Genomic DNA, 12285 nt, shown 5'->3' on the forward strand with positions numbered 1-12285 from the left:
TTACCCTTCCTTATCTGCTGCCAGACTGAATGACGTTTTTCATGCCTTCGAAGTTCTTTTTGATCACCTGAGTCAGTGCATCGTACATCAAGGTGTTTTTCGCCATGATGGTCATTTCTTTGTCCAGATCCACGGCATCGGCACCGGCAACAGCTCTGGGTTTCCATTTCTCTTCGAATTCGCCTTCAAACGTGTTCGGGTTGAACACGGAGGGCATGTGTTCTTTGGTCGTCTGTGTCATTTTGCCGCGAGCATCTCGACCCAGAGCTGATTGAAGCTCTTCTTCGAACTCGATACGGCGGGCTTTGTATTGGGGGATGTCCGCATTGGCCAGGTTGGACATGACAATGTTTTGACGATCAAGTCGGATGTCGAGAACCTTGCTTGTCAGGCCGATTTCCGAAGGAAAAAAAGTTTTCATGTCGTAGCTCCTGGAAGTTTCTTCATTCCCTGCCGGCTGGATGTGAGCGTGAGAGGCAGGTTGGCTGGTATAAAGCAACTTGTGTACCATTCTGTATAATTGATTGATATAATAGTATTAATTTTTAATATTGATAAAAAGGGGAGAGGTGGCAGCGTTGTTGTATTGACGCTTTCCTCTTCTGGAGAAGGTCGGCGCATTGGCGGTCTGGCGGCAAGTCCTGCCGGGAGAGAGAACAAAAAATTGGTGGGAAATCTGAGAGGGGTGTTCTTTTAATCTCTTGTTATTGTTGTATAAATAGAGACCGAAGAACATGTTTTTTTCTCGATGTGGTGTTTTTCTTTGGGGATGGCACGCTTTCTGCTTGAAGCTAGGCAACTGCGTATTCCTTCCGCCCTCTGCGTTGGAACCGTTCGGTGGAGCCTGCAGAAACCTTATAAGGGATGCGTGTTAATGGAAGGGGACCCGGGATGAGAATTTTTTCCCGGTACATGGCAAGGGATTAGTAAAGATGCCAAAGCCTGGTGAAGATACTCCGGGAGCATCTTTAGCAACACAGGGGTTATATTATGAGCGGTCATCTCGATTACGAAATCAATAAAGAACTCGGCGAATGCTATCTTTTCATGGGCGAAATGGACAAGGCTGAAGAATACTACAAGAAGGCCGTGGCCAGTAACGGTGTTCATGCTGAACCATATCTCGGGCTTGCTACTATTGCCGTGCAGCTTGGCGACTTGGATAAGGCATATGCCCTGTACGTGAAGGCAAGCAAGATCGAAGAAAATGACCGCGCCCTTGCTGGCATGGCTTTGATTGAGCTTGAAAGCGGACGCCTTGATGAAGCCTATATTAATTTTTCCCGGGCAGTTACGTTGAATCCGGAAAATCATGTTGCCCTGTTCGGCCTGGTCCGTTTGGGACATATGGACAATAACCTGGAACGTATCATTCCGCATCTGCGCGATTGCCTGCAGAATGATCCGCTTCAAAATGACATTCGTTTCTCGCTGGCCGGTTGTTTGGTGAGCTTGGGCGAAGTCGAAGAAGCCTGCCAACAACTTGAATACATTCTTGAAAACGAACCCGGCCATGCTGCCGCGACGGAGTTGATGCAATACGTTGCAGCCGACGCTGCATAACAGACAGCGTCGATCACATATCCCCTCCCCATTTGATTCTTGGCCTGACATGCAGGGCGGATGCAAGCAGGCCAAGAATCAAAATAAAACGGGGAAATGATGTAATTGTGCCAAGGACCGGCCCTGTGGATGTGCGCAAGGATGCGCTGGGGGCTTGCCAAGCCGTCATGAATCTGGCATCGCCTCGTGAAAAAGCGAGGCATCCATGGAATTTTTGCCTATCAAACGCGCTCTTTTGAGCGTCACCGACAAAACCGGCTTAGTTGAATTTGCCGGTTATCTCCAAGACAACGGTGTTGAGTTGGTTTCCACCGGAGGAACCCGGAAAAAAATGCTCGACGCCGGATTGAACGTCATCTCGGTCAGTGATGTGACCGGTTTCCCTGAAATGCTCAATGGCCGTGTGAAAACACTGCACCCCAACATTCACGCTGGTGTGTTAGCGGATAAAGACAATCCGGAACACTTGACGACCCTTGAGTCATTCAATTTGCGGCCTTTTGATCTTGTCTGCGTCAATTTATATAATTTTGCCCAGGCGAAAGCCAATAAACTGCCGTTGAAACAAGCCATCGAACAAATTGATGTTGGCGGACCGACCATGTTGCGTGCTGCAGCCAAAAATTTTCACGGCATGCTGGTCGCTCCCGGCCCCGAGACATATGATGTGATCAAAGCCGACCTCGACGCGAATGACTTCGCGGCTTCCCTCAAGCTCCGTAAAGACATGGCCACCAAAACATTCGCCTTGACCGCCGAATATGATGCCATGATCACGGATTATCTGAGTTCGACTGACGCGTGAACTCAAAACACATCCGGGAGAAAATGAACACTCCCGGATGTGTTTTCTTTTTAGTGTCGACGACGATCTGTTTTTCATGCCCGCGTCACATCCCCCATCGTTGGTGTGCATATAATGCTGAGGTCTGGAGCATCCAAATACACTTGTTTTTTGGAAGGGAGCTTCGTAGCCCGCTCATGCCATGTAGAGCTGTGCTCATAGCCTTCATCTCTCGAATTAAATCCTAAAGAAACGTCACGGAGCAATCCTTTTGGGATTGGTATTCGTTTATTGTTCGATATATCCGATTTGCGATAATTCGAAGATACTCTGCTGTTTCGAATTCTTTTCCCGTCATGAATGCTTGGATGATGTCGTTAGCGGTATACATATCTGCTTCCGACAAGGCAGAGGAACTTTGCTGGCTAGAATCATTTTTTTATGACCCCATGGTCGAGTAGACCACGTCGGATCATTGAAAGGGGATTAAAACAACGAAACGGACTCTTCGTGGCATGATGTTTGATACTTGGTTGCTTGATAATGATGGGATAATTACCCGAAGGCCGACCGAGTGAAGCATGAAGATATTACAGGCGTCTTTAAGGATGCATTTTGAAAGTGTCCGATACACTGTGGTCTACAAATCTGATGTATATTGACCATTAAATGGGTTTATTGTCTGTTGCTTATCGTATGTTGAAGTGTATTCTTTGTTCATATGTCGGAAAGATGAGGTGTTTATTGTTCGTTTAGTGTCGATTTTATTGTCGTGATGATAATTGTTATTTTCTTTTATAAGAAATCATTCTGAATGATGTATGGTATGAACTTGTCGTTGTCTTTATGTGCCAACTACTTCTTTTTATATGTGATACGGAGAGAACTTCATGCAAGTAAAAATAAAGTTGATATTTGAAGATAGAGTTGGTGTTGTCGCTGACATATCGAGAGTTGTTGCTGGCATGGATATGAACATAAAATCTATTGAAGTTGTTGTAAAAAAAGGGCTTGCAAATGTTTTTGCAGAGATACATTCCATCAGAAGCATTGATGCCATTCGGCAATTATTTAAATCATTAGTACGTATACCTCATATACTCGATATCAAATTCATCAATACACTTCCTCGCGAAGAAAGTGAAAATCGTTTTAAAACCATTTTAGACAATATGAGCGATGGAATAATATCTATTGATGCATATGGAAGGATGCAAACGATTAATAAAGTTGCTGCGCAAATGTATACCGGCGGGGATCAGGATGTCATAGGGAGGAGTATAAAGGATATTATTCCAGGTGATGTTGATTTGTTAAAATGTTTGAGTGGTGGAGAGTTCGAAGATGTAAAGAAGATAATTAGTACGACAAAAGGGAATATGCATTTTTTTTCTTCTGTAAAAAAAATATGCGATGTTCGCGGAAGAGTGTTGGGAGCTGTTCAGATATCAAAAGACATAAAAACAATTCGAACATTAGCGAAGACACTATCAAATAAAGATGAAATTGATTTCTATAGCATTATTGGACAGCATCCAGCGATTTTGAACTCTATTCGAATGGCGCAAACTATTTCTAAAACGGATTCAATTATCTCAATTCAAGGTGCAAGTGGAACAGGAAAAGAGCTTTTTGCAAGAGCAATACATACAGAAAGTGGAAGGCAGGGGCCTTTTGTTGCTCTTAACTGTGCTGCATTGCCAGAACAGCTTTTAGAAAGTGAGCTGTTTGGTTATGAGCGCGGTGCGTTTACAGGAGGAAAAAGAGAAGGAAAATTGGGATTGTTTGAGGTGGCTCGGGAAGGAACGGTTTTTCTTGATGAAATAGGTGACATGCCTTTGTCGTCTCAAGTGAAGATTCTCAGAGTTCTTCAGGAAAACAAAGTACGAAGGATTGGTGGAGAGAATGAAGTTCCAATATCTGCCCGCATTATTACTGCAACAAATAGGGATCTGGGACGAGAAGTTGAGAAGAAGCGTTTTCGTCGTGACCTCTATTATAGGATAAACATTCTCCCACTGTATATACCGTCCTTACGTGATAGAATGTCTGATTTACCTTTACTGGCTAAATATTTCTTGGATTGCTTAAAGGCAAAGCTGGATATTCCGTGTCATAGTTTTTCCCAGGAAGCGATGGACAAACTTTATAATCATGATTGGCCTGGGAATGTTCGGGAAGTGAAAAATGTAGTAGAGCGTGCTGCAATTCTTTGTAAGAAAAGTTTTATCCAGGACGAATTCATACTTTTCAGTCATGAATTGCAAGGAAATTCGTCTTTTGATGGGATTCAGGATTCAGAAAAAGTACTTTCAGGAGGATTACGGAAAGAAGTTGCAGACTTTGAAAAAGCATTACTCCAAAAAGCACTTGAAGCAAATTTGAGTATAAGAAAGACAGCAAGATCTTTAGGAGTTTCTCATACAACTCTGTTAAATAAAATAAAAAAATACAATATAGAGTGGAATGAAAATGAACCACTGGAATGATTTCGTTCCAAAATAAAATATAAATAAAAATAATTAGTTAATGAAAAAGTATATTTTGAGTTGGCACGAAAGGTTGCCACTGGGTTGATTGCTCAATCTTTCAAGAAAATGAGACGTGAGAAGTAAGATATGTTTATTGGAAGCTTTGTTGTTTTGTATCTATTTGATTTTATTTGGTAAAAAATTGTTTTATTCCTCTCTGCTTTTGGGGGGGACTCTTCTTCGATCTTTTCTCTCTCCTTTGGCAAGCCTCTTGCTTTATCAATGTACTTTCTCTCAAACAAGACTATTGTATTGAGAATTTGTGTTTATTCTCATGCCTAAAATACCAAAGGAGAACTTTAAATGATTGTTGGAATCCTTAAAGAAATTAAGTCAGAAGAGAATCGTGTATGCATGACTCCGTCTGGAGTTGAAGTTATGGTTCAGTATGGACATACTGTTCTCGTTGAAAAAAGTGCTGGTGAAGGAACAGGATTTACTAACAAGATGTATGAGAGCGCAGGAGCAAAAATTATTTCGACTCCTGATGAAATTTATCAAAAGTCAGAGATGGTAATGCATGTTAAAGAACCATTGCCATCGGAATATGATCTTATTCGTGAAGGGCAAATCGTCTTTACATATCTCCATCTTGCAGCAGATGAAGCACTGACAAATGCTCTTATAAAGAGTAAATCGATATGCATTGCATATGAAACAATAGAGAAAGATGATAAGAGCTTGCCTTTGCTTACTCCCATGTCCGAAGTTGCAGGCCGGATGTCCATCCAAGAGGGAGCGAAGTATTTGGAAATGAACCATTGTGGACATGGCGTACTGCTGGGAGGAGTGCCCGGCGTTGAGCCCGCTACTGTCGTGGTTATCGGTGGTGGAGTCGTTGGAACAAACGCTGCGAAAATGGCCTGCGGTCTTGGAGCAAAAGTGTATTTGCTCGACATGAATCTCGACCGTCTGCGTTATTTGTCTGATGTTATGCCGGCAAACTGTTTTCCCATGATGTCTACACCTGCCGTATTGCGCAAATTATGCCGTGAAGCAGATGTCGTTATTGGCGCCGTGCTCGTTACGGGTGCTAAGGCACCGAAGCTGCTGACAAAGAGCATGCTGAAAGAAATGAAGAATGGTGCCGTTATTGTCGATGTTGCTATTGACCAGGGAGGCTGTTTCGAAACCTCCAAAGCCACGACGCATGGAGATCCGGTTTATGCGGTTGACGGTGTTGTCCACTACTGTGTGGCGAACATGCCAGGCGCCGTTGCGCGAACTTCAACTATCGCTCTGACGAACGCGACACTGCCTTATGCCCTGGAGATTGCCAATAAGGGCTGGCGTAAATCCATGCAGGAAAATAAGGAAATCAAGCTTGGGGCCAACATCATAGACGGTAAAGTCGTGTACAAAGGTGTTGCCGATGCGTTTGATCTGGAATTCGTGGATGTCGGAACCTTTTTGCAATAAGTCGCAATATGAAGCCGGGGTTTTCGCTCCGGCTTTTTTTTATATGTAATGAGCGATTTTTTGTTTCCACGTCGTGTTCAGTGCAAGACGGCGAGTTTGAAGATGAGGAAGAGATATCACTGGGGGAATGTGATTGATTCAGCTTCCTGAAGAGGAAGGGGGGATTGTCGGAAAGCGCAAAGCCTCCGGCAGCAATGAAGATACAAAATTATCTGTCAAGACAGTAAGAAGAAGGAGTGGACCATGATTGATCCTGCATCCATACGCGCGTTTCTCCAACCGGTTGAAGTTTTCTTTGGGGAAGTGGGGAATTTTGTTTGGGGCCCACCGATGCTTATCCTGCTTGTGGGGACAGGATTTTACCTTACAATTATTCTTCGGGGGCTTCAGTTTCGGAAACTCGGCTATTCCCTGTGGTTGGCCCTCATAAAACGACGTGAAGAAGGGGCTGGCGATATTAGTCATTTTCAAGCGCTTATGACCGCGCTTTCGGCTACGGTCGGTACGGGCAATATCGCTGGCGTAGCAACGGCCATTGCTATTGGAGGGCCTGGTGCTCTCTTTTGGATGTGGGTTACGGGATTGCTTGGTATGGCTACAAAGTATGCTGAAGCTGTCCTTGCGGTTCAGTACAGAGAAATTGATGAAAATGGAGAAATGAGCGGCGGGCCGATGTACTATATTTCCAAAGGCCTCGGCTTCAAGTGGCTTGGTTGGTTGTTTGCGTTCTTCGCATCCATTGCCGCGTTCGGGATCGGCAATATGGTGCAAGCAAATTCTGTCGCGGACGCTCTTCATGCCACGGTTGGTATCGCCCCCTGGATCACCGGAATTGGTCTTATGCTGGCAACCGCATTTGTTATCCTCGGCGGTATTAAGAGTATTGGTAAAGTTGCCGGTGTGCTCGTTCCCGCAATGATTGTTTTCTACATGGGAGGGGCGTTACTCATTATTTTGATGAATATCTCCGGCGTGCCCGATGCATTTGCACTCATTTTTAAAGAAGCTTTTACGGATACGGCCGCCACAGGGGGATTTATCGGTGCAACCGTGATGATGAGTATTCGATTCGGTGTGGCACGAGGCGTTTTTTCCAATGAATCCGGTCTTGGTTCTGCGCCGATCGCGGCTGCAGCCGCACAAACCAACCACCCGGTAACCCAAGCGCTTGTCTCCATGACCCAGACTTTTATTGATACGATAATCGTCTGCACCGTGACTGGCCTTGTTTTAATTCTCTCCGGTGCATGGAATTCGGGTATTACCGGTGCTGAATTAACGACCATCGCCTTTGGAAAATCCATTGCCGGAGGCGAATATATCGTTTCGCTGGGGCTTTCTCTTTTTGCTTATTCCACCGTGTTGGGATGGTGTTACTACGGTGAGAAATCTATTGAATACATTTTAGGCGTGAAAGCAATTTTGCCCTACCGCCTTGTTTACATTCTGTTTGTGGGACTGGGCGCTATTGCAAAGTTGAGTTTTGTTTGGACGGTTTCCGATGTTTTCAACGGATTGATGGCGGTACCCAACCTCATCGGTTTGCTTTTACTCTCCCCGGTTATTTTGAGAGTAACCAAAGATTACTTTGGTGATCCGTCATGTAAAGAAGACGCGGCGGAGACTGCTGAAGAATCTCTTTCAGGGTGTCGAGAACAATCGTAATTAATTGGTATAAAAGTAAAAAAAGAAGATGGTGGCAGAGTGATAGATCGCCGCCTTCGTGAAACAGGCCAGAGGCGTTTTTCCTCTGGCCTGTTTTTATGAAAGGGGAGTAAAAAGGGCACGGTTTTGTATTTGCCTCGTTGTCATAAAATTGATAGCCAATTCGCCTAAGGAATGTCCTCATTATTAGGGCTACAGACAGCCCTGGTCAATGCAAGCGCCACTTCGACGTATTGGCGTCGAGTAAAATCAATACCAGGCTGTCTTGTTATGACGTCGAAATGCAACTTGTTCTTGTGATCCCTACAATTGACTTGCTTTCATACCTCTACTGGTTCACGCTGAATACATCTTCGTTTTGATGTTTCGTGATCCAGAGGAAATATGTTCTGGGTTCTCCCTTAGGGAGGGGGAAAGACCATTCTACGATTGTTTTTTTAGAGTAGCATGGGCTGACTGCTGAAAGAGCCCTGGCATAAGGAACAACGGCCGCGTGAGGTACACTCGTCGCGAGGCTTTTTGAAAGTCACATCATGAGTGGGAATGAAGCAACAAAGACGGTTTTCTCTCTGTGCCTGTTACGTCGCTCGGTCCTTTTGATCTGTGGTGACATTGTCCAAATAACGCTATTGAAAGATGAGGGATCATCATCGCTACGAAAGTAAAAGGTAATATCGAAGGCCTGAAAGCGAGTCAGATTCGGGCATTGGATCGACTGTTCCAGCGCCGCTATCCGTCGGTTGGCGGTGTCAGTAATGAGCAAGCCCGTGAATTGGCCGCCATTTCATTCGGTATCGGTCGGCAGGTCGGGGTGCTTATCGATCGTAAAGGCAGACCCTCAATGGTCATCGTAGGGACGCCGGACGGTATATATATTCCTGACCTCTCTCGATCACGTGTCGCTGGAACGCGTTTGCGTGGCTTACGTTTGGTGCATACCCATTTGCGTGGAGAAGGCCTTTCCGAAGAAGACCTGACCGACATGCTCTTTTTGCGCCTGGATAGCATCACAGCACTTAACGTGACGGCAATGGCCGAACCCGGCATGATGTATTGGGCTCATTTGTTGCCCCCTGGCCAACCTGGTCCGGATGATGAGCCGTATCGTATATTCGGACCGGTTCGTTTTGATCAGGTTGATTTTGATTTCGAAGGGCAGGCGATTGCTCTGGAAGATGAGCTTGGTCGAAGTGGCGAAGCTTTGGCCCGTGACGAGACGGGGCGTGAAGGTGTTGCTATTTTGGTCAATGTCTCAAGTCAGCCACGGGCAGAAGCCGAAGCCTCACTGGAAGAATTGGCCGACCTGGCGAAAACTGCCGGTTTGAGTGTGGCCGAAACGGTCATCCAGCGTGTTTCCAAGGTCAATCCCAAGTTCATCATGGGCAAAGGGAAGGTGGCCGAACTCGAAATTCTCGCATTACGTACGGGAGCCCAGACATTGGTGTTCGATCGCGAGCTGTCACCCGCGCAGATTCGCAACTTGGCCGAAGTCACGGAACGAAAAATTATTGACCGCACACAGCTTATTCTTGATATTTTTGCGCAACACGCCACTACCCGTTCGGGGAAACTCCAAGTAGAAATGGCACAGCTCAAGTATCTGCTGCCGCGTCTTGTACGGCAAGGCCATGCCATGTCTCGTCTCATGGGGGGAATAGGTGGACGCGGTCCCGGTGAAACCAAGCTGGAGATGGATCGACGCAAGGTGCGCGAACGTATTGACCGTATCAAGTCGGATCTGAAAAAATTGCGTAAGCGTCGTGGGAATACTCGTGCCAGACGGGCGAAAGTTGGGCTGCCTGTTGTTTCTCTTGTTGGATATACGAATGCCGGTAAATCAACCCTGCTCAACACCCTGACGAAAAGCAAAGTCTTGGCTGAAGACAAGCTTTTCGCCACCTTAGACCCTACAAGCCGACGATTGCGTTTTCCACAAGACAAGGAACTCATTCTGACAGATACGGTGGGATTTATCCGTGAATTACCTGCCGAATTACGGGAAGCGTTTCAAGCGACGTTGGAAGAACTTGAAGCAGCCGATCTGCTGGTTCACGTAGCCGATGCAGCGCATCCGGAGTTGGAAAATCGTATCGAGGCTGTGAACGGCATTTTGCATGAGATGGATTTAGGAGACATTCCCGTTATACTGGCGCTCAACAAGTGGGATATTGCTACGCCGGCCACTCGCGAAATTATTCTGTCCAGGTATCCCGATGCAATCCCTGTCTCTGCCTTGAGTCGCGAAGGATTGCGTCCGCTTGTACGCTACATCGTCGATCGAGTCCTTTGGCGTGAACGCGTCGATGGGGCCACGATGTACGATGGTACTTCTGCTTTTGCCGATGAACTCTATACCGTCTCGTCGGAATACGAGAACGAAACGGACCCGCTAAAAGATTGATTGTTTGGATCTTGGTTACCATGTAGTATGGATAAGCAGGTGAGGTGTTTAGGGAACCGATTTTTCTGAGACTGGGCATGCATTGCAGGGTGCACAGACACATGCTTACCGAAACAACATATCAAGAATATTTGGGGCATCTCATTTTCGGGCGCAAACGCGCATGTGTTGCCGTGGTTACGGAATTGCTCGACGAGGACATTGACCTCCATACGTTGTATATTCGCTTATTTCAGCGATCCCTCTATGAGATCGGTGCACTTTGGGAGACGGGAAAAGTGTCTGTTGCTATTGAACATATGGCAACGGCAATTACGGAACATGCCTTGACGTTGGTCTACCCTCGGCTATTTCAGGGTGAGCGCATTGGAAAGTCAGCAATTGTGGCCTGCGTGGCCAATGAGTATCATCAAATTGGCGCCAAGATGGTGGCTGATGTCCTCGAGCTTCATGGCTGGGACGCGTATTTTTTAGGTGTCAACACTCCCGTTGAGGAACTGTTGACTTTTGTCGAGGAAAAACGACCTGATGCCATTTGTCTTTCGCTCTCTATTTATTTCAATTTTTCTCACCTCGTTGATCTCATAAAACACATCCGAGAACGATTTCCAACGACTCCCATTTGGACCGGTGGTCAAGCGTTTCGATGGGGCGGTACTGATATCGGAACATTGTTTCCTGATGTCACGTATATACCGAGCCTCAGCGCCCTTGAAAATTTTATCCAAGGTAAATCGCTATGACGTTGTTGTCTGTGCCTGAGACCGTCTATGCGTTCGTTTGTGAAGCGTCCGGCCTGGTCTATTTTGAGTGTGATAGCCATGGTTGTATCCTGTTTGCCAATGACACCGCACGCCGGATGACTCAACGCGATTTTGAAAAACAAGACGTCCATTTCCATGATGTTCTGGTGGATTTCAATGGATATTTTCAATTCGAGGGCATGTTGGAACATTCCGGAAAACCACACTTGCTGCATTTTTCTGTCCCCGGAGGCTCACCTCAATCGTATCGAGTGCGTTTTTTCCCAGCCGACGGCAGGGTCTGTGTGATTGGAGAAGCCGACACCGCTGAACTGGCGTTCCTGCAGCAGGAACTTCTTTCCTCCACAACGGAATTGGCCACTACGACCAGGAAGTTACAAAAAGCAAATGCCGAACTCACCAAACTCAATGATCTCAAGAATCATTTTATCGGCATGGCTGCGCATGATTTGCGTAACCCGATTGGGGGGATTTTGGCCTATGGAATGTTTCTTCAAGAAGAAGCCGACGTCTTATCGTCAGAGCAAATAGAGTTTTTAGAAATAATCACATCGTCAAGCCGTTATATGCTGGGGCTTATTGATGATTTGCTCGATTTCGTGCGTATTGAGTCGGGAAGATTGAGTCTTGAATCAAGCCGGTCGATATTGTCGAGTTCGTCAAACATAATGTCAAACTCAATACGTTTATTGCCGCTGCGAAACAGATCGAGTTAGTCTTTGAGTGTTTTGAAAGCATTCCTCTCATCTCCATCGATTCGTTGAAAATTGACCAAGTGCTCAATAACCTTCTCTCGAACGCCATCAAATATTCTCATCCGAAAGGACGCATTCAAGTCAGCCTCTTTACGGCGGCAGGCTATGTAAACATCTCGGTTCGTGATCATGGCGTGGGCATTCCCAAAGAAGAGCAGGAGAATATCTTTGAGCCGTTCCATAAAACGAGAGACGAGGGGACGGCTGGTGAAAAAAGTACAGGTTTAGGGCTGGCTATTGTTCGACGTATCGTCACCGGGCACCATGGGAAAATTTGGCTGGAAAGTGCCTCGAATCAAGGATCGACATTTACGTTTTCATTGCCTTTGGATTTATCTCTTTAACATCTTATAATATATTGCCTTTATTGCTCTGTGAATTTTTCTTTCATAAAGAATTTTTT

Annotated in this window: 10 protein-coding genes; 9 read left to right on the forward strand and 1 reads right to left on the reverse strand. The window is 45.8% G+C overall.

All coding sequences use genetic code 11. The features are described from left to right. Positions 1–10: 10 nt before the first annotated feature. Positions 11–421 (reverse strand): flagellar basal body rod protein FlgB, encoded by a 411-nt coding sequence (gene flgB, locus G451_RS0112225; RefSeq protein WP_027184491.1) that lies wholly within the window; start codon positions 419–421, stop codon positions 11–13. A gap of 569 nt (positions 422–990) precedes the next feature. Between flgB and G451_RS0112230 the strand changes: the two genes are divergently transcribed. The 9 genes from G451_RS0112230 to G451_RS0112275 all read left to right on the forward strand — a co-directional run bounded on the left by G451_RS0112230 (position 991) and on the right by G451_RS0112275 (position 12226). Then, the gene (locus G451_RS0112230) at positions 991–1563 is read left to right on the forward strand and encodes a tetratricopeptide repeat protein (protein ID WP_027184492.1); all 573 of its coding nucleotides are present in this window, start codon (positions 991–993) and stop codon (positions 1561–1563) included. Between the two features lie 205 nt (positions 1564–1768). Further along, entirely contained in the window at positions 1769–2368 is a 600-nt protein-coding gene (locus G451_RS0112235) for an IMP cyclohydrolase (protein ID WP_027184493.1), read from the forward strand. Positions 2369–3237: 869 nt separating this feature from the next. Continuing rightward, positions 3238–4836, forward strand: a complete 1599-nt coding sequence (locus G451_RS0112245; RefSeq protein WP_027184494.1) for a sigma 54-interacting transcriptional regulator — start codon at positions 3238–3240, stop codon at positions 4834–4836. 345 nt (positions 4837–5181) lie between these two features. Next, complete coding sequence (gene ald / locus G451_RS0112250) at positions 5182–6297, forward strand: alanine dehydrogenase (protein WP_027184495.1); 1116 nt, start codon at positions 5182–5184, stop codon at positions 6295–6297. A gap of 243 nt (positions 6298–6540) precedes the next feature. Then, positions 6541–7962: an alanine/glycine:cation symporter family protein gene (locus tag G451_RS29110; protein ID WP_034642016.1), complete on the forward strand. Its 1422-nt coding sequence runs from the start codon at positions 6541–6543 to the stop codon at positions 7960–7962. Between the two features lie 697 nt (positions 7963–8659). Then, the gene (gene hflX, locus G451_RS29115; RefSeq protein ID WP_211236349.1) at positions 8660–10363 is read left to right on the forward strand and encodes a GTPase HflX; all 1704 of its coding nucleotides are present in this window, start codon (positions 8660–8662) and stop codon (positions 10361–10363) included. A 101-nt stretch (positions 10364–10464) separates the two neighbouring features. Then, positions 10465–11106, forward strand: a complete 642-nt coding sequence (locus G451_RS29120; protein WP_034642017.1) for a cobalamin B12-binding domain-containing protein — start codon at positions 10465–10467, stop codon at positions 11104–11106. Next, positions 11103–11843, forward strand: a complete 741-nt coding sequence (locus G451_RS0112270; protein WP_027184496.1) for a histidine kinase dimerization/phospho-acceptor domain-containing protein — start codon at positions 11103–11105, stop codon at positions 11841–11843. Before G451_RS29120 ends, G451_RS0112270 begins: the two co-directional genes overlap by 4 nt. Before the next feature lie 44 nt (positions 11844–11887). Further along, on the forward strand, positions 11888–12226 hold the full coding sequence (locus G451_RS0112275; protein ID WP_027184497.1) for a sensor histidine kinase: 339 nt from the start codon (positions 11888–11890) through the stop codon (positions 12224–12226). The last annotated feature ends 59 nt before the right edge of the window (positions 12227–12285 follow it).

This window comes from Desulfovibrio inopinatus DSM 10711, assembly GCF_000429305.1.
In the GTDB taxonomy this organism is placed as follows: Bacteria; Desulfobacterota; Desulfovibrionia; order Desulfovibrionales; family Desulfovibrionaceae; genus Alteridesulfovibrio; species Alteridesulfovibrio inopinatus.